Source organism: Microbulbifer variabilis (assembly GCF_056232115.1).
This window is the reverse complement of the sequence record NZ_CP174325.1, coordinates 3,905,017-3,927,004: the sequence shown is the minus strand read 5'-3', so window position 1 is coordinate 3,927,004 and position 21,988 is coordinate 3,905,017. Positions and strand designations below refer to the sequence as shown.

The window sequence follows — 21,988 nt, the reverse complement described above, 5'->3', positions numbered from 1 at the left end:
AACACTTCAGGCTACAGTACGGTATCTACTATTTAGGGATACTCTGAAAAACCAGCCTTTAGCGTTACATCACGCTTCACATAACTAAAAATAGCTACTTTTTACTCGAAATCGCGCTTTCTATATACAGTTATCTCCATTTTTACTGCCCTAGATCCGCATTTAGCGGACTTGTCGAAGTTGGAGCGGAGATAGTAGTGGCATCTATAATGGTGCCTTCACGCAGCGCCATACCATTCTCAGCAAGATGGATATTGCTTTCCCTAAATAGAGTTGTACTCAGCTGATTCGCTCCATCATTACCCTTGTCATACTGAATCAAAATGGAAAAGAAAAGACAAATTCGATCGGGCTTGAGATTAAACTGCTCAATCGCACTAAGTCTATAGGTCAAAGGCTAACCAGCCCAGGTTCAGCTTGCTGCAACTGCTCACTACTCTCGATATCCAGCAACCATTCACAGCCGCTTAAGCAATAACAGATCCCGGTTATTAAAATAGTTATACAGGGTTTTGCTAGAAACTTGACTGACCTTGACGATCTTCTCCATGATCAGCTCTGAAGGGTCATGGCTTTCCAGTGCAGCGCTAGCAACGGATAAAATCCTTTGTCGACGCTTCTACTGACGAATGGACGAGAAAGGGCCTCATTTATTGGTCAAATCAACAACCCCTGAGAATTGCAGCACCTGAGAGCGCCTAATTATTATAGTTTTCCCGAGTTTTACACATGACTGTAAAACCAGGCAATACACTCTCTAAAACGCTATATAACCCTACTATTTCTCCGTTAACAGGTCGTCAATAAAACCATTCATCCGCTTTAGGGCCCATTCGTTCCTCCCGTAATTGATACGCTCCAGCGCACCGTTATTCATGGAGCGCTGAACACCCTCTCCTAGCTCAAAGTCCTCATTCAACACCGCTACAGTAATATCATGGTTACGCTGCCAATGATCCCGCATGGTTTCCCGCAACTCAGTCGGAACCAGTGTGGTAACAGCGATGGCCGTTTTATCGAGGGCCAGGGGCCTGAACTGCACCCAGTCAATATGCTGATGCTGAATCAGCAAGGCCGAGGTAGGAAACAATGAATACAATGTATGACTGCATTCTCGCAGGGATTGTTGCTCGACGGGTTTCTCCACCACCGCAGCTAAAGCCTTGGTCGGCATTACTACCCGTAGATGGGGTCCCAGGGCATCGATGACCGCGGTGTTGTTATAAAAATAAGGGCCAATACTCTCGCTGTGGGCATAGGAAAAGTGGTAGGTTTCAATACCGCCCTCTGCCACTATTTTCCAGTTTGTGTTCCAAACCTTGCGATGTTGCGCAAACACAGAGAGCTGATCGAGCTGCAGGGCCGCTAGCGGCTGTGACATACCCTCCAGAGCTTCATCCAGGTCTGGAGCCGAAGCCCCATCAGGGCAAAGCCAAATGAATCCATGCTTTTCTTTAACAGGCAGTTCGAGTAGGCCATTGTCTGACTTATCAAGATCAGGAAAGCACTGTTGCTTACCAGGAACCGAGGCCAACGCGCCATCTGTGGTATATGACCAGGCATGATAGGGGCAGTGAATGCGTTTTGCCTGCCGGCATTCTCCCTCCCCTAGTAGTGTGGCACCGCGATGACGACAGCTGTTGTGAAAGGCATGCCATTGGCCTGAAGCATCGCGACTGACAATCAAAGAGCCGAGTGGCGTCTCGACCGCTTTGAGGCTATTCGCTTCAATCAGTTCAGAAGTATGTACCAGAGGCCATGGCCAACGACGATGAATATGCTCCATCTCAAGCTCGAACACCTCTTTGCTGCGGTATCGTCGTGTATCAGCGTTGGCCGTCTCATCCGCCAGGGTTGTGGTTTTATCTTGTACCAGTCCCCAGCATCGCTGGATAAGATCGAGCTCTGTTTGTCTGTCCATACTCCATCCCTTGCGTTATGGCAATCAGAACCTACCAACCGGTAAGTTTATTGACAGGCTACCTACCAATCGGTAAGGTGTCAAGCTGTCTAGCCAGACCATATTGAAGCTCAATGAAGACACGAGAAAAGTTACTTCTCAAGGCCGAAATTCTCTTTTCTGAGAGAGGTTTTTACGGAACCAGCATCAATGATGTCGCCGCCGAACTGACTATCAGCAAACAAGGGCTGCTGCACCACTTCCCCAGCAAAGAAAAACTCTATGCTGCGGTACTTGAGTCCGCTGTTACCCATCTGGTTGAGAACCTGAAACCCAACATTGAGCATGAGCTAGCTCCCAGAGAACAGCTGTTGAACTTATTAAACGTACTGGCAGCACCCGACAAAAGAACCCACCGCGTTATTCTTCTTCTGATGCGAGAGCTGTTAGATAATAAAGAGCGCTCCGAACACGCCCATCAGTGGTTTCTAAAGCCCGTTCTCGATCATCTAGAAGGACTGGTGAAAGCGAGCCAGAAACAGGGACACTTTCAAGAGATAAAGCCGCTTGCCTTTATCTACCAATTACTTGGGGCCGTTCAATATTTTTTGATATCTGAACCCACCTTGAAAAAGCTCTACTCTGCAAAAACCTTCAAGACACTAAAAAAACAGCACCTGATCGAACTGGAAAGATTGATCACGAGCGCTTACTAATCACGACAAAAGGCTATACTGCCTCTATGTAGGGTAAAGGCAAGAGAAGCAGCAGACTAGGCTAGGCGGTAACGCTGAGCTTTCCTCATTGCGATACCATTCTGAAGCGCTATCAGCATCTGATTAATAAGGGCTTTAACGGTTTTTCCATCATCTAGACGTATGCAGAACCATGCACCTTCTAAACCTGTAGGCATCGATATTATCGAAGAAAAGCCCATCTATTCGCTGGGTAAATTTGTGATTAACTGGAACGGTCTCATTGCCCTTAGCCCCACCTTATAACCTGGTTAATATCACTGGCCTCCCTAAAAAAATCAGGAGCACTTGGAGCACCTTAGGGAATTTTAATTAAGAGATCTTAGTCATGAACCTCTGTAGCTTAGTTTTCCGAAATTAAACCCTTCAAACTTGGGAATCTGTTTTAGCATAGAATTCGAGATCGCTAAGCATACGCATGACTTTACAGGTACCTGCAGCTTCCAGGTCGATACATTGATCTCGTAGTTACTACAAACTTTGTCGAAGTTGTACCTACAGATCCATTTGATCCTCAATATGGCGGATAGGTTTTATCAACCAGCTCATTGATTTCCAGGCAATTCTCAATTGGCTGCACTTTGAGTTCGAGCAGATTTCGAGTATCTTCCAATGGCATGCCCAATGAACGGCAGTGGCGAATGCAGTGAAATTGCTTTAAATGAGCTCCAGAATAAAGTTATAAATTATCCCTGGTCCGCACAGGTTCCGGTAACGAGTCCACCTGATCGTAGTAACGCACTGCCTCCACTTCACAGCTGGCTTCGCCAATCATATAGGGCATGCAGGTGTCCCCTTGACTCTATAGTTACTAGAGGGATAGTAATAATGGCTCACCTTTTGAGCTATCCGAGAGTTGACTATGGAAAAGCGCGATACTGGCTGCGGTTGTGAAAAGCCCACAGAGCCACTCGAAAGACCCGGCAATAGTACAGTCAATAAAGAAGGAGAATCCTCCCTGTTCTCCATTGGCAAGATGGACTGCCCAACCGAGGAAAGCCTGATACGCGCCAAGCTTTCCAGTATTCAGGGGATCTACAGCCTCGACTTCAATCTGGTACAGCGAATCCTGACGGTCGGCCATGCACCTGGCATGGAGCAGATGATCCTGGATGTATTAACGCCACTCGACCTGGATGCCAGGCTGGCTACCGAGGAAGATACCGAGGGTGCCCCTCCAGCCGCTAAGGCCAATTGGTGGTTGCTTGGTGCCGCAGCCGTTGCAGCTCTGGCATCAGAATTGGCGTATTGGCTGCAAGGCGGTAACACCTGGTTAGTATTTGTATTGGCTCTGGCTGCCATTGCTGGCGGTGGCCTCTCCACCTACAAAAAAGGATGGATAGCGCTTAAGAACCTCAATCTGAACATGAATGCGCTCATGTCAATTGCGGTCACTGGCGCCATATTAATTGGACACTGGCCAGAAGCGGCCATGGTAATGGTGTTATTTACCCTGGCAGAACTGATTGAAGCAAAATCGTTGGACCGCGCTCGAAATGCCATCCGGGAGCTACTGAGCCTAACCCCGGAAACAGCCACTGTACGGCAGGATGATGGAAGTTGGCGTGAGATCGGCGCAAAAGAGGTACCTTTAGGAGCCATTGTCAGGGTAAGACCTGGCGAGCGTATCGCCCTTGATGGGGAGGTTGTAAAAGGCAATTCCGCAGTTAACCAGGCCCCAATTACCGGGGAAAGCTTGCCTGTAGACAAGACAGCCGGCAATGAACTTTTTGCGGGGACCATTAATGAATCTGGCGCGCTCGAATACAAAGTAACCGCTGTCGCTAATGATGCTGTCCTGGCCCGGATTATTCATGCGGTAGAGGAGGCCCAAGGAAGCCGCGCGCCGACGCAGCGCTTTGTCGACCAATTTGCCCGCTGGTACACACCCCTCGTGTTTGCCGTAGCCTTAGCCACAGCGTTAATACCCCCACTCTTTTTCGGCGGCGCCTGGATGGAGTGGATATACAGGTCTCTGGTATTGCTGGTAATCGCCTGCCCCTGTGCTCTGGTAATTGCGACACCGGTCACCATTGTCAGCGGCCTAGCGGCAGCAACCCGTCACGGCACCCTGATTAAGGGCGGTGCCTATCTCGAGCAGGGTCGTCGCCTGCGCTGGATTGCACTAGATAAGACCGGCACCATTACCCATGGCAAGCCCGAAGTAACCGACTTCGAACCCTGGTCAGGTGCTGAACCTGACGAAATCAGAACTATAGCTGCCAGCCTGGCCTCACGTTCTGATCATCCTGTCTCAAAAGCCGTCGCAGAATATCTCAGCGCAGAAAACGCAGAGCTACATGAAGTTGAGGCTTTTGAAGCCCTGGCCGGCCGGGGTGTTCGCGGCGAAATAGCTAATATGGGGTACTATCTGGGGAATCACCGCTTGGTAGAAGAGCTTGGGGCCTGTAGTCCGGATCTTGAACAGCTGCTTAGCAAACTTGAATCCCAGGGCAAAACAGTCGTTATGCTGGTGGGAGAATCCGGAGTAATGGCTTTGTTCGCAGTTGCGGACACCGTCAAAGAGTCCAGTCGGAAAGCCATTGAAGAACTCCACGAATTAGGGGTGAAAACCCTAATGTTAACCGGTGATAATCAACATACTGCCGACGCCATCGCCCGCGAAGTAGGCATCGATCGAGCCGAAGGCAACCTTCTTCCAGAGGATAAACTGCAGCAGGTGGAGTCCCTGGCCGGTCATGGCAGAGTTGGTATGGTTGGGGACGGAATCAATGATGCACCAGCACTGGCGCGAGCCGATATCGGCTTTGCAATGGGAGCTACAGGTACAGATACCGCTATAGAAACCGCCGATGTTGCCTTAATGGATGACAATCTTGGCAAAATTGCTGGTTTTATCCGCTTGTCACGCACCACGGCCCATATACTTTGGCAAAATATTGTCCTTGCTCTCGGCATCAAAGCGATATTTCTTATCCTCGCCTTTGCTGGAGAAGCTACCATGTGGATGGCAGTGTTTGCGGATATGGGTACCAGTCTGCTGGTGGTATTCAATGGATTGCGATTGATGCGGAAGTGACCTGCTGTAGAATCCGATATACAAACTCGGCTTAGTAATATGCTTTAAACTTCATCCATCCCAAAAGCTTAGGGACGGATGAAGTTTACCCTTCAGGAGTTAGTTTATGACTCAACGTCAATAAACCTTACCTCCCCATTCTCTGTTGCTGTGGATGTAATAAATACCTGGCTTCCACTTATCCTTCCTACAGAAAGACATTGTCCAGAGATATTGGTATAAATGCCCGGGTCACCTTCCGGAGGATTATTATCAGACCATTCACAACCGTTAGTGCTTAATATATAGATAAATCTCTCGCCATATAGGTTTAAATTTGAATTATCAAAAGAGAACAGTTGAACCTGCTCACCCTCCGCGTAGTCTGCTCCAAAGATATAGATTGACGCATTCTGGTAGGACAATAGAGATCTTGTGGGTGAGTTACTAGTGCTATAAATCGTTGAGCTATCATATGCATGAGCAATTGATGCCTGTCCGCCATCTAATACTACGCGACTAATATTCCTAGCATTGACCGATACTATCTCTCCACCCAGCAGAAATAATTCTGAATTGTTAAATACCTGAATAGAGCTGGTAATCTGGCCTCCTCCCATGGTCACAACTGTTGTTTGACCAGAGAGGCGAACTTCATGTAAATAAGCTCCCTCTTCAATTACATACTCGACAGTTGGAAAGTTGCCATTCAGGTCCAGTATACAAGGCTTACTTTCATCACCGGGAATACAAATATAATCAATATATATAATTTCTTGACCAGATACTGAATGCCCCAATTTATATGAAGCCAGGATACCCTCAGAACTTTGACCAAAATCAAACTTTGAATAAAACGATTTAGCTTCGCCTGATAATACATCAAAGGATAGCAATAAGACAAACAATAAAATAAATATATTAGCGCCACCTCTATATTTCTTACTCATCGAATATTCTCCAGAACAGTAGGCATATAATTGACAGTATGAATATAGAGAAGTAAGTCCGCATTTCAACAATGGACTCAAAAATTTTTATTTACATCAAAAAATACAGCGCTTATGCCTCAAAGAATTAGGGAGCACTCAAAACAAGACAGCTTTGACTTCAAGATAGTAAAATTTGGATCACCGCTCAGGATAACCAAAATATAATCGTGTATCTTTTTACCAAGGATTCAAATCACTGAAGCTTAGTATAAGCATCTTGATTACTTAACAACTGCCCCCTTATCAATTTTATTCCCAGTGGTTTTACTAATGTATCAAATATCGCCCGTTGAAATTATCGTGCCATTAAAATCACTATAACAGACAATAAAATTTTTGGAGGATATCGATACTGGCTGTCTAGAGATAGCTCGGCATTCGACAATTAAATAAAGCAAGCCCAAAGTTCTTATTTAGCTAAACCCGTATTCGTTGTTAGTAGCCTAACGCCAGCAATTTGTAATAATATTAAGCACGCCGTCGATCTCGGCAAGATCATCTTCTGTGTTGAAGTGTACGGCCAGTACCATTACCCATGGCAATCTCGAAGTAACCGACTTACAACCTTGCTATGGAGCTGAATATCAACAAATCAGAACTATACAGCTATCAGCCTGCCGCTCAGAGCATCCGTTGTATCAGCAGGCGGGACGCTAATGGAACCTATAAATTTGGACCGCGAATGGTAACTTCGCACTAGTCCAAAAGCTATACTGAGTATTCTCTCGCAGTGACAGAAAAACCTGGAGTACATATAAAAAAGCCTGATCAGCAAAGCTCACTGATCAGGCCATTTTACCATGAAATAAATCTTATAGATAATCTAACAGATAACATTTAATTAATTTTAACTGCCTTAATATTCTCTATTCTCTGTGGAAACAATTGAATTGATCTCATCAATGATAAAGAAAACCCTGGCCCTTCTTTATCCAGCTCACTTGCCGGCAAATAAAAATGCCGAACTGCATTAGAGCGGTATAAGGCTGAATCAAGAATATGCCATTGGCCTTTATGCCATACTTCCGCCCAGGCATGGCCAAAAGACGTTACCTGTTCTTTATCTTCAAGTATTACGGTGCCTAAAACAACTCTTGCAGGAAGATTTAATGATCGAGCAAGTGCAGTAGTAAGCACCGCATACTCCGTACAGTCGCCGCTACGTTGGGTAGCCACCACTGAAGCTATATTAAAGCCATGGATATATGTAGGATATTCAATATAATCATCTACATATGATTCTAGCTCTGTTAATGTCCAATTTTCACTGACTCCACTTGTAAAGCCGTAAGTAAATTCCTTTGTACTCTCCTCATCCAGGTCAATTACAAAACTATTCTCTCTATGTTTTGCATGAACTTCACCAAAAAAATTCGGCTTAGTTCTCATGGTAATAAACAAGGACTCACCTTTAATGTGCTCAACAGTGATGCCCTTCCAATCCAACAAAGCTGTAGCAATCCTTTGTGCCTCTGGTGAAACTAGCTCAAAGTGAATAGTATCAGCAAGAGGCAGAGGCTGATCAGTTGCAAGCTCTGTGCTCAATTCAGCAAAGAATGGAACACTCTGTGCATTTACATTAAGTGCCAACAAAGTTAATAAGAGCGGAAAAAACTGCTTCATGGCAGTTTAGGCTCACCTTTTACATGCAATAATTCCATATCCAGCACAAGCGGCCCTTGCTTCATAGTTCCCTGCTTGAAAATCCCACTGTCTTCAGCGGTAAATTTCATAACAATCGGGCCTATATCCATTTTAAAGTTTGCACTGGGGTTATCAGCCAGCTTGCTTACCAGGACTTTTTGTGCTGATGTAGGGTCCGCATCAGATAGCCACATATAAAATTCAGCAGAATCCTGATCTGACACGTTTAAGTGGGCTGTTTGAAGATAACTACCAAAGTTTGACAATAACATACCGGTATAATCCAGTTCAGAATTGATCTTTTTTCCCTGGAATTCACCTCCTACCAGCCACTTATCATTTTGGTTCTTAATTGAATAATGTGAAGTCAGCTCACCATTATCAATTGAATATTCTGAAGCATTAATTAAATAACCATCCGGCCTACTCCAGGAAGAAGATACAAAGTCTGAAGCGGATATAGAGCTGGCATCAACTGGGAAAATAAAGGCGGCTCTGCTTTGAATATTGATATCACCTTCATCATCTGTAGTATATTTTTCATAGCTATATCCAACAGATATATCATTAAGCTTCATCTGATGAACAGACTCAAAGAACTCCGCACTTTGATTGTTTCCTGTGGATACGCCTATAAATGATTCAAAAACATCAACAAAAGCCTGGTGGTATCCCATTTGATTATGCAGACAGACCTGTAGGTTCCCATCAACTTCCGCTGACAAGCCCTTCATTAACCCTGCTACAGCTTCACTTTTTTCGCCAAGAAAATAAAGGGTATCTAGTGATAGATAAGGTGTATTCTCGGTAATGCCGACATCAACAGCATAGTTAAAACGGGCTGAAAGTGATTTATTATTAAGCTCTTCAGCCTGAGCCAAACTGCTATCAATCAACCCATAAAGAGAATTTGCTGGGCCATCATATTCATTAAAAATATAACACTCAATTGGGACAGAGGTATCAATATCAATTAGGTAATACCAGGTTCCATCGCTATTTTTTGAAGCCGCAACCTTACCTAAAATTTCTCTTTTGAAATTAAGACTTTCAACTTCAAGTGAAGACTTATTATCAACAATTTTATCTTTCAGCATCTCATCTTGAATCCAAGATGGAAGATTATCTAAACTTAAAATTCCCCATGAACTACCCGTTTTATCATTCCCATTAGGCTTTGAATCCTCTGTATTTTGTGTAGCAGAGCAGCCAGCCAGCAAAATAGCAGCAGTAATAGCTGGCATTAGTTTGATGTTCATACTTAGTTCTCTATTTTAGTTGTATTTAACTAGTTGTTACTCAAGTAGTAGAAATCACTTATGAGTGAAATTCGTACAAACTTGAGTGCGGCTATACAATGTATTGCAAGCAATCTTACCATCTCGCAGGATAAGATTGTATTTGAAGTTCAGGAATTACAAGATTGAGGGTACATTCAAAGGATGCCTAGCAAGAAAGGGGGTCGCCAATAGTTTATATAGCTAGCAGAAAATATCAATCCGACTCTCCCAGCCCAACTTTGTTAGGCTAGAATTCCAGGGTAGTAATGTTTCATAGCTCTCTACAGACTGATTGCGTGGAACTTTCCAAGTACTTCCACATAATACTTATATGTAGCAATACCGTAGATCTTGGCTATTTGCAAAATAGCTAAAGTGTAAGTACAGTGAATCAACCCCTTCGAGTGAAGATGCTTACAGGTAGTTTTTTCGATACCTTACGAAGGGTTTGATTTTTTATTCAGTCAAATTGGTTTCGATTTCGATGCGGCCACCCTTCAAAAGCTCATAAAGTCCTTTCCAGTGCTTTAGGCCGTATTCTATGGCTTTACTGAGTGGAGACTTGGGTAGTAGCTTTGATTACTTTTCATCTAGCCTGTTTTACGGATAGCCGCAATCGGCCTGGACTCCTCCTGCCGTAAATCACATCACTGCTTTGCAGTTAGCTATCACCTCCGGCTTTTGAATCTATCGGATGTAGTTTCCTATAAAAGTACATAACCTGCTTGGCCAGTCCACCTGTTCTGTGTAGACTTGGAAATTGGTGCAAATTTGCGTCTAGTGTGTGCACTACAATGACTTGGGTTAATCGTCTCTTCGCGGAGCAAAAGCTCTACAGCATTGCAGCCATTCATCCTCATTAAAAATGTAATTGTCTTTTTAACTTGAGCGTATAGGAGTATATCTTTAAAAGAATTCACAAAATATTTAATTTGTCATGCCCAGATACGCTTTCCTCAAGAAATACCCGCTTTTTGAAAGCCAACAATACCATCTAGCTTAATAAAAGATGTAGAGACCAACCCCTTTCCATCTTTTGATTTAGCTGGCACTTATTTGATATATTGTATGTCGCCGAATAGGATTGATTTATAATTACTCGCAAAAAGTGAGTAACTTACTTGCTCTCACCCAACCCTATTAGACAATAAAGATTCTGTTAAAATTCAAACCGTTATTTAATTAGCAGCACTAACAACTCAACTTTAAAAAAAGCTTATGAGCACTCTATTAGCTGACGACCTCCTTCAAAGCCCGCCTCGCCAAGTAAGCAACAGAAAAAATTACTGAAAACTGGCCACTCATTTGTAAAGCAAACTTTGGCCAAAAATCTATTTCTTCTGTGAACAGAGATAAGATTAGATTCCCTGGAAATAGGAAGACTCCAAAATACTCCCAACCACCACCGACAATAAGCCAGTTATACATGAAGGTCACCACGCCAACTAATAAAGCTAGCAATCCAATAGCCATTGGAAACGTAATATCCTTATTCATGCCTTTCTCTTAACTGTAAAAAAGTGAGATTTATATTACGCAATCATAACATCACTTTCCGCCCACAACCTCTTTCTTAATATAGACGCCTAATCGTTTTGCAAGACGAACCAAATTTCCTCTATCCATAGAAAGCAATTTTGCAGCTCGACTCCAATTCCCATCACAGTTAGTCAGCGTATGCTTTATAAGATCGCGCTGATAATCCTCGGTCGCAGACCTGAGATTCACAACTTCCAGCGGTGGTTGAGCCGGTTTCTCAAACTCTGGCTGTGCCATGATATCGTCAGGAATCTCTATATGCGCAGCGGTTAACGATACAATCTCTGACGGAGAGGAGCCCTTTCTGGCCTTCAAGGCTGCACGACTAATGATATGCTCCAACTCCCTTACATTCCCCGGCCAACCATAACGCTTTAATTTACGTGAGGCCTCTGCCGACAATCTGAGTTGACGAAAGCCCAGCTTTCTACGGGACTTTTCCAGGAAGTAATCCGCCAGTAACAGAACATCATTCTCTCTTTGTGATAAGGGTGGAACTTCCAGTGGATATACAGAAAGACGGTGATACAAGTCGGCCCTGAAACCTCCGTCTTCTATTTCCTTCAACAGCTCCCGGTTTGTTGCGGCAACTATCCTGACATCGACATGCTGGACTGTATCTTTACCAACCGGCTGGATTTCACCGCTTTGCAGCACCCTCAGCAATTTACTCTGTACAGCTAAAGGTAGCTCGCCCACCTCATCAAGGAAAATAGTTCCACCGTTCGCCAGAAGGAATTTACCTGGCCGCTCGCGATCCGCCCCCGTGAAAGCGCCCTTTGCATGTCCAAAAAGCTCTGCCTCAGCCAGAGTCTCCGTTAAGGATGCGCAATTGAGGTAAACAAGTGGTTTTTCCCTGCGAGAAGAGAGCCTATGTATAGTGCGAGCCACTAACTCCTTGCCGACACCTGTCTCTCCAAGGATCAGGACGTTGTAGTCAGAACCTGCTACCAGCTCAATATCACTGCGCAGGGCTTTCATGACTTGACTCTCTCCAATGAGCTCCCCACCATCTCGTAGAAAAGCCTCCTGTGTCAGTTCTTTTACCAACTGTTCTGCATGTTCTGCAGAAAGAGAAAGCTCTTTTAACTCCAAAGCTGTTTTTAGTGTTGCTGCAGAAAGGGCTGCTATCAACTCAAGGGTTCTGTCACTAATTTGGCCATAAGCATCTGAAGCCATGCTATCGAGAGTTAGCAAGCCCACCAAGTGGTTATCAGAATACAGGGGCAAACCCATGCAAGAGTGCACCGGCAAGTCCCCTTCCCTATCCAGTAGTAAGCCATCAAAAGGGTCTGGCAAATCACAATCTGATGGGAAGCGAACTGGATTTTCTGAGGCACAAATCTGGGCAAGGCGCGGATGTTCATTGACTACAAAACGGCGGCCAAGCGTTCTTCTGGCAAGCCCTTGTACCGCCAGGGGGGTAAGTACATTCTCATTTAACCCCAATAGGGCCACGGCATCACACTTGATGGCTTTGCGGATAGTAGAGAGCAGGCGTTCAAAGCGATCGCTGTTGTTCAGGCTATTAGCCAGATCCAATGCTACTTCCAACAGGAGATTGGCGTTGATATCTGTCATACATGCATAGGTCCATATGATCTATTGAGGTCATTATGACACATAAAGTTATCAAGTCATAATGACATGTTAAAACCGAAAAAAACCTTCAACTTATTGATTTATAAGCATTTTTATTTTTGGCATGGGGCTTGCTAGTTATATAGCGAAACCAAAATTGCCATAGAGGTTAAAAATGCTCGACACTGAAAACCCTGTCCTGCGCAGACGCTTCGAACTTCTGCTCAAAGCTGGCAATCTGACCCTTCTACTGTCAGTTCCTTTTTTGATAGTAACTGTCGTTATCTGCTACCCCATGTCCCACTATTTCTCCCTTCCGGCACAAGTCGCTGGCCATATCTTTATGGTGATCAGCGCGACACTAATAAAAATCGGATACATAAGCCGCTGCGTCGCACAATATAGCCTCTCTTTAGAGGTGAAATAAGTAGCCGCTTTCTCACTTATTGGCTGAACGCAACTATCAGCAATTTTTACAGGCATTGGACTAATGCCTCTGTTTCGGATTGTCCACGATAAATTTTCCGTTAGATGTATATAGGAGCAAATCATGTTGACATCTAGAGAAATCAAAATTGTTAAAGCCACAAGTCCAGTACTCGATAGTGCAGGTGTAGATATCACAAAGTATTTCTACAATAGAATGTTCTCCTGCAATCCTGAGTTAAAAAATATATTCAATATGAGTAATCAGGAAAGTGGTAAACAGCCATTTGCCCTCTTCAGTGCCATATCAACTTTCTCAAAGAATATTGACAACCTTCCAGCCCTGGATCCGTTAATTGAGAGGGTTGCTCAAAAGCATACCAGCTATTTTATTCAGCCTGAGCAATACGAAATCGTAGGAGACCATCTGCTTGCCACTCTCGTGGAGGTTATGCCGGATACATTCACCTCAGAAGTTATTGATGCCTGGCAAAGAGCTTATAACCTATTTGCGAAGTTACTAATAGAACGAGAATATGAACTCTATGACTTCTCAAGAAATACCCTCGGAGGCTGGCATGGCCCCAGGCAGTTTATTGTAGAGGATAAAACCGTAGAGTCTGAGCTGGTTACCAGCTTTCTCTTAAGACCAGAGGATGGAAATGGTGTAATTGATTATCAGCCTGGCCAATACCTGGGAATTCGGGTAAAACCTCCAAAACATGAATACCTTGAGATCCGTCAATATTCACTCTCCGATAAACCCAATAGTGCAACCTATAGAATCAGCGTAAAAAGAGAAAGCCAGCCTAGAGATGGTATTGTCTCCTCTTACTTACATGAAACTGTGGAGGTTGGGGATATCCTGGAGGCCTACCCACCAAGCGGCGCATTTTTTCTAAAAGACTCAATAAAGCCAATTGTATTGATTTCTGCAGGTGTCGGCCTAACTCCTTTGCTCTCCATGCTGGAATCCATACATGAAAAAGAGCCAGACAGGAAAATTACGTTCTTGCATGCCTGCGAGAAAGAAGAGCAACACTCGTTCAAGGAACGACTTGCGGAACTATCTTCAGTCAACTCAAACATAAAACACTACTACTGGTATGCTTCAGGCGCTAAAGGAAACAGCTTTTCCGGACTTATGCATCTGGATTTTATCCGGGAACAGCTGCCCATTACCCAGGGCGATTTTTATTTATGCGGCCCAACAGGTTTCATGAAGAATATTAAGGAACAACTTATGGAGCTAGGAGTTGATTCCGGTAGGATATTTTATGAAGTGTTTGGTCCGCATAGTGATATATAGAAAATAAAAGTAAAGCATAAAATCACTTTTGCATTCTAAACTATACGATTGCTTACAATGGCTTCATCTGTTGGAACTCGCTAACCAGGCAGGCTACCGCCAGGTGAAGTCTTGAAAAGCCGACGTCATTAGAGCGGACAGACTAAAGCTTAAAAACTCTCTCAGCATTCTTATACAAAAAAAACTCCGATACCTCTTCATCCAGCTCCAACAGATGCATCTCTTTCATGCAGGCTTCCGGTGTCAGCATCGGGTAGTTAGTGCCAAACATCACTTTATTCTTGCCATGGGCCTTCATAAATGAAACCAACTCTTTGGGGTATCGCTTAGGTTTATATGCAGAAGTATCTATATACACATTTGGAAACTTGGTGGCGAAAGCGATCATCTCGTTATGCCAAGGATAACCTATATGACCACAAACTATCTTCAAATCTGGGAAGTCAAGCGCTACTCTTTCGATATGAATAGGCCGACCGGATTCAGAACTGCGTAAGGGGCCTGTGAGCCCAACTTGCAAACAAACAGGTACATCCAGCTCAACGCAAGCGGCATACAGTGGATAATAAAGGGGATGCGTACATGGAAGCTCCCACAGCCACTGCACGATGCGCAAGCCCTTAAAGTCATGCTCACAGACATATTTACGTAACTCTTGAACTGCCTCTATGGGGTTTCTCAAATCAACTGAGGCAAGCCCAGAAAATTTGTCTGGGTGAGTCGAGGTTATTGCAAGAACTTCTTCATTACTAATCAATGCTCCGCTAGGACCATACCAAGCAGAGATAAGCGCCTTGGAGACATTCGCTGATTCCATCGCCAGCAATGTCCACTCCAGAGGCAACTCTTCAAAGTCTTGTCGTGTCCACCTCTTCAATGTATCTAAAAAGGGCTCAGAAAGAAAACGCTTTGTTGGATGCTGAGCCCATACATCAATTACTGTCGTCATAGTAGCAGCTCCCTTATATTAGGTTTGCTATTAAGTATTCTATGGAGTCCAATGCTTCCTTGCATAATCCTACAAAGTTTGTAGTGCGGTAAAAGTACTAAACCACATCATTCATAGTTACAATATCTGCCTACTTATAGTCGTTAACTAATTGGCCATTTGATGACTGTTGAAACTGAGGATGTTTATCCTCAATATCGTAAAAATCAGACTTTTCGCTGACAAATATATGCCCCATGGTTTTCAACCCGGTTGGGCCATCCAATGATCCAGCAATAATTCCAGTTGCATCAAGCTCATACGGCTCCCAAAAAAGCCCTGAGCCACACTCCCGGCAAAACCCCCTGCGAGCAATGTCTGATGTTTTATACCAAGCTAACCCGTCATCTTTTGTTATCTTAATATTAACTTTGCGAGCTTTTGTGTGGGGACCAAAGTTTCCATGTAGCTTTTGACACATATCACAATGACAGTTTACTACGTTTCGCAGCGGCCCTTTCACCTCGTATCGTACAGCTCCACATAAACAACCACCGACTGAAATTGCATTTTCATCAATCATATAATTTACCTGTATATATGTAGCACCACAATTAACCGGGAAAATTCAATTAAGTATATCCTTTGATACTATTTACCACTTCATTGGTTAAAATGGTTTATCCAAAGTGTAAACACAGCCCAAATAGACCGCTCTATATACAGCCAGAAAGAATAATAACCTAACAGAAGTAGCAACCGGATTTAGTAATAAGCTTATTCAAATCACCTATTTTTCTTTTCCCTTTAGAATGCTATTTTTGCCGCGCTAAAAGCTAAAATGAATAATGGAATATTGGATAAAAAGAAAATAACAAAACGAATTTCAATCTTATTCCACAAGACCTGGACAAGACTATGAAGTATCCGCAATCCAACATACAGCCAAGAAGCAATAACATTCACCTCTGTAGCTCCATCAAGGAAAGTTAGAGAAAGCACAATGGCATAGAAGACAGTAGGCTGCTCCAGTAGATGATTGTAATTATCCGCTTTCCAGCGAACTCTTGGCGGAAGTTTCGACATTTGAGTGCCAACTGGTGCCTCAGGATCTAACTTCATTTTCATAGCGGCAATAGCTGGCAATCTCGTAGCGTACATCCATAGCCACATTACCAGAGACCAAATCACTAGCGCTATTATCGGCTGAATTAACTGAATATTTGCTTCCATGATCTCTCCGGCCATCCTCTAATTCACAAATTTATCATTTACTTAATAACAACATTACTAAACAAACACCAAAATTGTATGGCACTATTCCAACCAGAACAATTACTAGTTATCCGCATCTCCAGTTTGCTGGTCTATTTATCCATTGAAGACCAACTCTCTTATATTGCTAATCCTTTAATCATTAATATACTGAGCTATACCAAGTGTTGCGAGGTAAAATTAATTATTTTGCTCTTTTAAATATGCTTCTCATAACCGGCTATAATCGTAGTGCTCTGCACTGATAACTCGAAGTACTTTTCCTTTATAGTTCGGTATTCAGGGTCGGAGAAGAATTTGCTCATCATCTCTTCAGTTGGAAACCTGATCGTAAATACGCGATTAATCTCCAAACTGCTTTCAGACTTCAACACCTCTGACACCCTGAAATCATATCCAAATGAGCCATCATACGCTTCTAATATAGGCGTCATCGCATCGCGATACGCTTGGTAAATATCATCATTACTTACTTCCAGGCCTACTAGCATCTCATACATTATACTTACTCCAAATCTAACCTCAGATCACCGTCAGGCCTTTTCCCATTATCATAGGAACCAATCATTTATCTTCGGCCGACTCTAAACTCCGCTCCTGCTCATCGGCAGATATAGTACTATCGATCCAGTCTATATAGTGAGAGATGCGAACGTTATTTCCTCTATCGCCATAACGCCCACCGTGATACGTGCGCAAATCCCTGTTGCTGGAAACCCAAGCAACAAGACCAGCAAGCTGCCATCCTTGTTCTTCCTCGATAAGAACCGGGCTGCCACTATCGCCATTGCCAGCCATACCCTCAAGTGAAACAGCAGATGCTGGCGAATCAAATGTGTAGGAAATCCAGCGCATATCAACACTGGAGATAACATTGAAGGCTCTACGCAAAGAAGTTCGATGTGGGCTATTGGGTTTTGGCCCCTCTTTACCATTACCCGTGCTTCCCTTGCCGATTAACTGGATAGTCTTACCAAGTTCGTCATTGCCACGATAGAGAGGGATTGGCTCCACATCATTGATTGGCTCTTCCAACTTGATTAACGCAATATCATCTGACATTGCGAGGAATTCCTGTAACTTAATGCCTTCACCTGTAGCTAATGCCTCTTTGATAAGGGCTTCGGGAAGCATTTTGTGCCCAGAATGAACGAATACGGACGCAATTTTACGCGGCCGGCTATTAATATTGATCTCCTTAGGGTGTTTCGAACAGGTCACATGTGCCGCGGTAACAACCCACTGAGGAAAAATCAGGACCCCGTGCCCTTCTCCTGGAAAGTCGGCCAATGCTGGCAGTATTGAGGTGGGCACTTGGTAATTCTCATCTTCAATATCATCACGGATAACAATGGCACTGACAGTGGATGACAGGGAAAACAAAACTAAGAAAATGTATTCCTGTACGTACTTCATTTTTTTCACATCCATATTTTCTACTTCGTCTCTATCAAGGCGGCTATTAAGCTTACTCGAAGACTCACTCTTTTCCCTAAATTTTTATAACCAACTCCACTTGACTGGGAACCCACCATACTTAGTACAAATTGTTCACAAGTTGATATATAAAAATAACTATCTATTTAGTATCTTCTAAGCTATTCATAGCCTTGGGAACTTCGAATTTTTATACTCGAAGAATATTTTCTTCTACAGATGAATAACATACCCACGAATAATATTGGCTTCTAAGTTAAAAATTAAATATTTATTTATCGATACATATTGCCTGGCTGACTCCAGATTGAATTTTCATACGGTGCACAAGTACCATCCAGGTCAGGTTATAGTTAAACCCTCTTAGCTTAAACGCTTCTTAGGAAGGAGTTGCTGCAGGTGAACAATGCGCGAACAGACTAAGCTCCTTGACATCATTGTTTACGCATCTCGTAAGGCTCAAAGCCCTTTCCAGGATCTACAGCTCTTTTCCTCCTGAAGTAGCCCCAAGCACCTTCACCTGCACGAGGATCTTCGGAGGACCATAGATAGAGGCTGCCCCGACTTTTAATTATGAACATTGGTATCGAGATCGATTTTACCCCTGGCATTGACCTTTACCCTGAATAAAAGCCGCTTCTCCACCTATAATTTAATTTTAAGCTAGTTAAAAGGTGGATTTTTAACTACTAATAGCATATAACTTTAACTTGTGCTAATAGATCAAAAAGCAGCTATTAAACAGCTGATTAGTAACTTACAGATGGAATAACAGCTACAATGGCCTTCCACGGACAGTCTGATAAACAGATACTCTATACGCTGGGCAACAGGCTCAGAGAGTACCGCTTGCGGATGAACCTCACCCAGGATGATATGGCTGAGCGTGCCGGCTTATCTACCTCCACCATCAAAGGGTTAGAGGCTGGTCGCGGCAGGCTCGACAGCCTGGTTGCGGCACTGAGAGTGCTTCGACGGCTGGATGCACTGGAAGCTTTCCTCCCAGCTCCAACTGTTAGTCCCATGCAACTTGCTATGCATGGCAAGCAGCGGCAAAGAGCCAGAGCCTCTGGCGCCACTAAAGCCCTTAAAGAGGGGGCTGATGAAGGCACCCCCAAGACCCCGGCAAGAAACATTAAAAAGAGGGATAAGCCAGAATGGTAAATCGAACAAATACTGCAGTAGTGCATCTGTGGGGGGAAATAGTTGGCGCTGTCCATTGGGACGACAGCGGGTATGGTGCTTTTGAATATGCCCCAGAGTTTTTACAGCGCAGGCTGGATATTGCCCCTATTACCATGCCTATCGAGTCTCCATTAGAACCCTATATGTTCCGCACACTCAATCGGGACACCTTTAAGGGACTGCCGGGGCTACTTGCAGACTGTCTGCCCGACAAATTCGGTAATGCCGTTATTGATGCCTGGCTCGCTCGGCAGGGGCGGACTCCGGAAAGCTTTAACCCCATTGAGCGGCTTTGCTATACCGGTACCCGTGGTATGGGAGCGCTGGAATTTCAGCCCGCGGTGGATGGCAGCTTTAAGGATTCTGTCGATCTCAATATTGAGGAGCTGGTAAAACTAGCTGCAGCCATTACCCACAGGCAAACTGACCTGAACGCCCAACTTGGAAAGAGTGATACCGAGAAATCCGGGGCATTGCTGGACATATTAAGAGTGGGTACCAGCGCTGGAGGCGCCAGAGCAAAAGCGGTGATTGCTATGAATAGCGAGGGGGATATACGTTCGGGCCAAGTTCCCGCGCCGAAAGATTACGACTACTGGCTGCTGAAATTTGATGGTGCCGGGGATCTGGAACTCGGCGCCACCGATGGGTACGGGAGGATTGAGTACGCATACCATCTTATGGCCTTGGAGGCTGGTATTAACATGACAGACTGCCAGCTTCTCGAAGAAAACGGCCGGGCACATTTCATGACGCGGCGCTTCGATCGCGTGAATGGCAAGAAGCTACATATGCAATCTCTCTGCGGCATCGCGCACCTGGATTTCAATATGGCTGGCGCCCACTCTTACGAGCAGGCCTTCAGCGTTATGCGTGAACTCTACTTGCCCAAGAATGAAGCGATTCAACAATATCGCCGAATGGTATTCAATGTTTTAGCCAGGAACCAAGATGATCACACAAAGAACATTGCATTCCTGATGGGCCCCGAAGGCGAATGGTCTCTGTCGCCCGCATTCGATGTAACCTACGCCCACAATCCGGGGGGCGCGTGGACCAGTCAACATCAGATGAGTATCAATGGTAAGCGCGACAATTTCCAATTAGAAGATTTGCTTGCCGTAGGGAGGGCAATCAGCATCAAGCGGCCAATGGATATTGTTGAAGAGGTAGCAGCAGCCGTGAACAAATGGGAGGGCTTCGCTGAAAGCGCTGGTGTATCCGAAAGCTGGATGATCGAAATCCGCCAAAACCAGCGACAACTCTGCTGATCGATAATCCAGACAGTAAAATACGCAAGGGAGCGTAATTCCACCATACCGACACCCGAAAAAAGCAAAGTAGCAATCGCCCTACCGCTCCAGTAGATACTCCTGTCAAAGCACCCCAACTGCTATCTTGATTCAGTTATTGGAATTGATAACCGAACAAGAAGCGAGGCCCCCATCATGTCTTCAATGTGCCGCTTAGCCCTGCTGGCTGTGGTATTTGTTGACCTAATGGGCCAGGGACTCCTTTTTCCAATTATCAATGAACTGGTTATGTCGACAAAATTCCAGTTCTTACCTACAGATACGCCCCAGGCGACACGGCATCTATATTATGGCGTCGTTATCTGTAGTTTCTTTCTGGCTTGGTTTGTCGGCTCTGTGTATATCGCAAAGCTATCCGATAGTATTGGGCGCAAGAATGCTATGGTGCTATGCCTGATAGGTGCTCTTGTTGGTTATGCAATAACTATCCTCTCTCTGGTTAACAGCAGCCTCTGGCTCCTGATCCTGGGGCGAGTGGTCAGCGGATTCACTGCAGGCAACCAGCCTATAGCGCAGGCGGCAATGATTGATGCCAGCAAGACAGAACTGGAAGCCTCCAGGAACCTGGGTCTTCTAGTGGCCGGCATGAGTGCCGGCGCGGTTGCCGGCCCTATCATGGCTGGCTTGTTGGCAGATAGAGAACTACTGGGGAATATCGCCAGCATTCAACTGCCCTTCTACTTTGCGCTAGTGCTTGTCGCCGTCACCCTATGCCTAATCTTGCTCTTCTTCCATGACAGCCGAAAGGCGCCGATGCAGCTTAAGCTGCGATTCCTGGATCTCTTTACACAGTTCATACATTTAAAAGACCGCCCAGGGGTAATCAGGCTTTGCCCCGCCTACCTCTGCTTTATGCTGGTACATCTCAGCTTTTATATCTTTATCGCCAATTACTTGAGTAGCCGGTTCCAGGCAGGCTTGCTGGTGACCAGCATGGCCATGCTGACTATGGGCATTGCTGTGGCGATATCCAGCCTGTTTATGGTTAAGCCAGTCTTATCACGCTGGAGCAAGCCATTGGTTATCAAATTATCTGCCTTGGTTATGGGAGGCAGCGCTTTAGTCTTTGCATTTAGTAATCAAATTTGGCTTTGTTACTTGAGCATTTTCTTTGCCTATCTCTGCTTTGGGCTCGCCTACCCCGCCCTCTTGAAGACATTTGCCAATAGCGTCGATGAAACTGAACAGGGCTGGGTAATGGGAATAGCCACCGCGGGCTTTACGCTGGTAGCAAGTCTGATTTCCCTGGTCGGTGGGGGAGCGATGGAATTGAATATTCGATTGCCATTTTTTATCACTGCTGCCGCAGCAATATTGGTCCTGTTACTAATTCAGCTGGGTTGGCAAAACTTAGCCAGAGTGGAGAAGTGAGAAATCAGTAACTTACGTCTCATGAAAGCTTCCT

The 21,988-nt window shown here is 44.6% G+C and carries 21 protein-coding genes; 6 read left to right on the top strand and 15 right to left on the bottom strand.

The annotated features are described in order from the left end of the window. Positions 1 to 142: 142 nt before the first annotated feature. From ACJJI7_RS17580 to ACJJI7_RS17570, 3 genes are all read right to left on the bottom strand, one after another. On the bottom strand, positions 143 to 394 hold the full coding sequence (locus tag ACJJI7_RS17580) for a hypothetical protein (RefSeq protein WP_020415391.1): 252 nt from the start codon (positions 392 to 394) through the stop codon (positions 143 to 145). 63 nt (positions 395 to 457) lie between these two features. Beyond that, positions 458 to 550 carry a hypothetical protein gene (locus ACJJI7_RS17575; RefSeq protein WP_475717092.1) on the bottom strand — a complete coding sequence of 31 codons (93 nt, stop codon included), beginning with the start codon at positions 548 to 550 and terminating at the stop codon, positions 458 to 460. A 228-nt stretch (positions 551 to 778) separates the two neighbouring features. Beyond that, positions 779 to 1,921, bottom strand: coding sequence for an aromatic ring-hydroxylating oxygenase subunit alpha (locus ACJJI7_RS17570; RefSeq protein WP_444901620.1), 1,143 nt, complete (start codon positions 1,919 to 1,921; stop codon positions 779 to 781). A gap of 113 nt (positions 1,922 to 2,034) precedes the next feature. Between ACJJI7_RS17570 and ACJJI7_RS17565 the strand changes: the two genes are divergently transcribed. Beyond that, positions 2,035 to 2,616 (top strand): TetR/AcrR family transcriptional regulator, encoded by a 582-nt coding sequence (locus tag ACJJI7_RS17565; RefSeq protein WP_444901621.1) that lies wholly within the window; start codon positions 2,035 to 2,037, stop codon positions 2,614 to 2,616. Positions 2,617 to 3,169: 553 nt separating this feature from the next. Here the strand turns inward: ACJJI7_RS17565 and ACJJI7_RS17560 are convergent. Beyond that, a complete protein-coding gene (locus ACJJI7_RS17560; RefSeq protein WP_020415387.1) occupies positions 3,170 to 3,274 on the bottom strand; it encodes a MerR family transcriptional regulator in 105 nt (34 codons plus the stop codon). Between the two features lie 243 nt (positions 3,275 to 3,517). Here ACJJI7_RS17560 and ACJJI7_RS17555 point away from each other — a divergent pair, with 243 nt between their 5' ends. After that, a complete protein-coding gene (locus tag ACJJI7_RS17555; protein ID WP_444901622.1) occupies positions 3,518 to 5,695 on the top strand; it encodes a heavy metal translocating P-type ATPase in 2,178 nt (725 codons plus the stop codon). A 104-nt stretch (positions 5,696 to 5,799) separates the two neighbouring features. Here the strand turns inward: ACJJI7_RS17555 and ACJJI7_RS17550 are convergent, their stop codons facing one another. The 6 genes from ACJJI7_RS17550 to norR form a co-directional block, all read right to left on the bottom strand. Beyond that, positions 5,800 to 6,624, bottom strand: coding sequence for a hypothetical protein (locus tag ACJJI7_RS17550; protein ID WP_444901623.1), 825 nt, complete (start codon positions 6,622 to 6,624; stop codon positions 5,800 to 5,802). Positions 6,625 to 7,503: 879 nt separating this feature from the next. Next, positions 7,504 to 8,289: a transglutaminase-like domain-containing protein gene (locus ACJJI7_RS17545; RefSeq protein ID WP_282950619.1), complete on the bottom strand. Its 786-nt coding sequence runs from the start codon at positions 8,287 to 8,289 to the stop codon at positions 7,504 to 7,506. Then, entirely contained in the window at positions 8,286 to 9,569 is a 1,284-nt protein-coding gene (locus ACJJI7_RS17540) for a hypothetical protein (RefSeq protein WP_282950620.1), read from the bottom strand. The genes ACJJI7_RS17545 and ACJJI7_RS17540 overlap by 4 nt, the downstream gene beginning before the upstream one ends. A gap of 477 nt (positions 9,570 to 10,046) precedes the next feature. Beyond that, positions 10,047 to 10,133 carry a hypothetical protein gene (locus tag ACJJI7_RS17535; protein ID WP_475717141.1) on the bottom strand — a complete coding sequence of 29 codons (87 nt, stop codon included), beginning with the start codon at positions 10,131 to 10,133 and terminating at the stop codon, positions 10,047 to 10,049. Between the two features lie 687 nt (positions 10,134 to 10,820). Then, positions 10,821 to 11,087 (bottom strand): hypothetical protein, encoded by a 267-nt coding sequence (locus ACJJI7_RS17530; RefSeq protein ID WP_282950621.1) that lies wholly within the window; start codon positions 11,085 to 11,087, stop codon positions 10,821 to 10,823. Between the two features lie 51 nt (positions 11,088 to 11,138). After that, entirely contained in the window at positions 11,139 to 12,710 is a 1,572-nt protein-coding gene (norR, locus tag ACJJI7_RS17525; protein WP_444901624.1) for a nitric oxide reductase transcriptional regulator NorR, read from the bottom strand. A gap of 550 nt (positions 12,711 to 13,260) precedes the next feature. Between norR and hmpA the strand changes: the two genes are divergently transcribed. Continuing rightward, positions 13,261 to 14,445 carry an NO-inducible flavohemoprotein gene (gene hmpA, locus ACJJI7_RS17520; protein ID WP_282950623.1) on the top strand — a complete coding sequence of 395 codons (1,185 nt, stop codon included), beginning with the start codon at positions 13,261 to 13,263 and terminating at the stop codon, positions 14,443 to 14,445. 142 nt (positions 14,446 to 14,587) lie between these two features. Here hmpA and ACJJI7_RS17515 read toward each other — a convergent pair whose 3' ends face one another. The 5 genes from ACJJI7_RS17515 to ACJJI7_RS17495 all read right to left on the bottom strand — a co-directional run bounded on the left by ACJJI7_RS17515 (position 14,588) and on the right by ACJJI7_RS17495 (position 18,064). Then, positions 14,588 to 15,394, bottom strand: coding sequence for an amidohydrolase family protein (locus ACJJI7_RS17515; RefSeq protein WP_353375405.1), 807 nt, complete (start codon positions 15,392 to 15,394; stop codon positions 14,588 to 14,590). A 130-nt stretch (positions 15,395 to 15,524) separates the two neighbouring features. Further along, positions 15,525 to 15,956 (bottom strand): GFA family protein, encoded by a 432-nt coding sequence (locus ACJJI7_RS17510; protein WP_353375404.1) that lies wholly within the window; start codon positions 15,954 to 15,956, stop codon positions 15,525 to 15,527. Between the two features lie 224 nt (positions 15,957 to 16,180). Next, complete coding sequence (locus ACJJI7_RS17505; protein WP_282950626.1) at positions 16,181 to 16,606, bottom strand: MAPEG family protein; 426 nt, start codon at positions 16,604 to 16,606, stop codon at positions 16,181 to 16,183. Positions 16,607 to 16,845: 239 nt separating this feature from the next. After that, complete coding sequence (locus ACJJI7_RS17500) at positions 16,846 to 17,148, bottom strand: DUF1330 domain-containing protein (protein ID WP_353375403.1); 303 nt, start codon at positions 17,146 to 17,148, stop codon at positions 16,846 to 16,848. 64 nt (positions 17,149 to 17,212) lie between these two features. After that, positions 17,213 to 18,064, bottom strand: a complete 852-nt coding sequence (locus tag ACJJI7_RS17495; RefSeq protein WP_040629505.1) for a S1 family peptidase — start codon at positions 18,062 to 18,064, stop codon at positions 17,213 to 17,215. 801 nt (positions 18,065 to 18,865) lie between these two features. Between ACJJI7_RS17495 and ACJJI7_RS17490 the strand changes: the two genes are divergently transcribed. The 3 genes from ACJJI7_RS17490 to ACJJI7_RS17480 all read left to right on the top strand — a co-directional run bounded on the left by ACJJI7_RS17490 (position 18,866) and on the right by ACJJI7_RS17480 (position 21,954). Further along, on the top strand, positions 18,866 to 19,249 hold the full coding sequence (locus ACJJI7_RS17490) for a helix-turn-helix transcriptional regulator (RefSeq protein ID WP_353375402.1): 384 nt from the start codon (positions 18,866 to 18,868) through the stop codon (positions 19,247 to 19,249). Next, positions 19,243 to 20,541: a type II toxin-antitoxin system HipA family toxin gene (locus ACJJI7_RS17485; RefSeq protein WP_020415370.1), complete on the top strand. Its 1,299-nt coding sequence runs from the start codon at positions 19,243 to 19,245 to the stop codon at positions 20,539 to 20,541. The genes ACJJI7_RS17490 and ACJJI7_RS17485 overlap by 7 nt, the downstream gene beginning before the upstream one ends. Before the next feature lie 177 nt (positions 20,542 to 20,718). Beyond that, positions 20,719 to 21,954, top strand: a complete 1,236-nt coding sequence (locus ACJJI7_RS17480) for an MFS transporter (protein ID WP_353375401.1) — start codon at positions 20,719 to 20,721, stop codon at positions 21,952 to 21,954. Positions 21,955 to 21,988 lie beyond the last annotated feature (34 nt).

Excerpts from the sequence above, each read along its gene's own strand:
- ACJJI7_RS17500 (WP_353375403.1), bottom strand. The coding sequence starts at position 17,148 with ATGTATGAGATGCTAGTAGGCCTGGAAGTAAGTAATGATGATATTTAC.
- ACJJI7_RS17515 (WP_353375405.1), bottom strand. The coding sequence starts at position 15,394 with ATGACGACAGTAATTGATGTATGGGCTCAGCATCCAACAAAGCGTTTT.
- ACJJI7_RS17560 (WP_020415387.1), bottom strand. The coding sequence starts at position 3,274 with ATGCCATTGGAAGATACTCGAAATCTGCTCGAACTCAAAGTGCAGCCA.
- ACJJI7_RS17485 (WP_020415370.1), top strand. The coding sequence starts at position 19,243 with ATGGTAAATCGAACAAATACTGCAGTAGTGCATCTGTGGGGGGAAATA.
- ACJJI7_RS17555 (WP_444901622.1), top strand. The coding sequence starts at position 3,518 with ATGGAAAAGCGCGATACTGGCTGCGGTTGTGAAAAGCCCACAGAGCCA.
- ACJJI7_RS17545 (WP_282950619.1), bottom strand. The coding sequence starts at position 8,289 with ATGAAGCAGTTTTTTCCGCTCTTATTAACTTTGTTGGCACTTAATGTA.
- ACJJI7_RS17565 (WP_444901621.1), top strand. The coding sequence starts at position 2,035 with ATGAAGACACGAGAAAAGTTACTTCTCAAGGCCGAAATTCTCTTTTCT.
- ACJJI7_RS17550 (WP_444901623.1), bottom strand. The coding sequence starts at position 6,624 with ATGAGTAAGAAATATAGAGGTGGCGCTAATATATTTATTTTATTGTTT.
- ACJJI7_RS17495 (WP_040629505.1), bottom strand. The coding sequence starts at position 18,064 with ATGAAGTACGTACAGGAATACATTTTCTTAGTTTTGTTTTCCCTGTCA.
- norR (WP_444901624.1), bottom strand. The coding sequence starts at position 12,710 with ATGACAGATATCAACGCCAATCTCCTGTTGGAAGTAGCATTGGATCTG.
- ACJJI7_RS17480 (WP_353375401.1), top strand. The coding sequence starts at position 20,719 with ATGTCTTCAATGTGCCGCTTAGCCCTGCTGGCTGTGGTATTTGTTGAC.
- ACJJI7_RS17490 (WP_353375402.1), top strand. The coding sequence starts at position 18,866 with ATGGCCTTCCACGGACAGTCTGATAAACAGATACTCTATACGCTGGGC.
- hmpA (WP_282950623.1), top strand. The coding sequence starts at position 13,261 with ATGTTGACATCTAGAGAAATCAAAATTGTTAAAGCCACAAGTCCAGTA.
- ACJJI7_RS17540 (WP_282950620.1), bottom strand. The coding sequence starts at position 9,569 with ATGAACATCAAACTAATGCCAGCTATTACTGCTGCTATTTTGCTGGCT.
- ACJJI7_RS17510 (WP_353375404.1), bottom strand. The coding sequence starts at position 15,956 with ATGATTGATGAAAATGCAATTTCAGTCGGTGGTTGTTTATGTGGAGCT.
- ACJJI7_RS17530 (WP_282950621.1), bottom strand. The coding sequence starts at position 11,087 with ATGAATAAGGATATTACGTTTCCAATGGCTATTGGATTGCTAGCTTTA.
- ACJJI7_RS17505 (WP_282950626.1), bottom strand. The coding sequence starts at position 16,606 with ATGGAAGCAAATATTCAGTTAATTCAGCCGATAATAGCGCTAGTGATT.
- ACJJI7_RS17575 (WP_475717092.1), bottom strand. The coding sequence starts at position 550 with ATGGAGAAGATCGTCAAGGTCAGTCAAGTTTCTAGCAAAACCCTGTAT.
- ACJJI7_RS17570 (WP_444901620.1), bottom strand. The coding sequence starts at position 1,921 with ATGGACAGACAAACAGAGCTCGATCTTATCCAGCGATGCTGGGGACTG.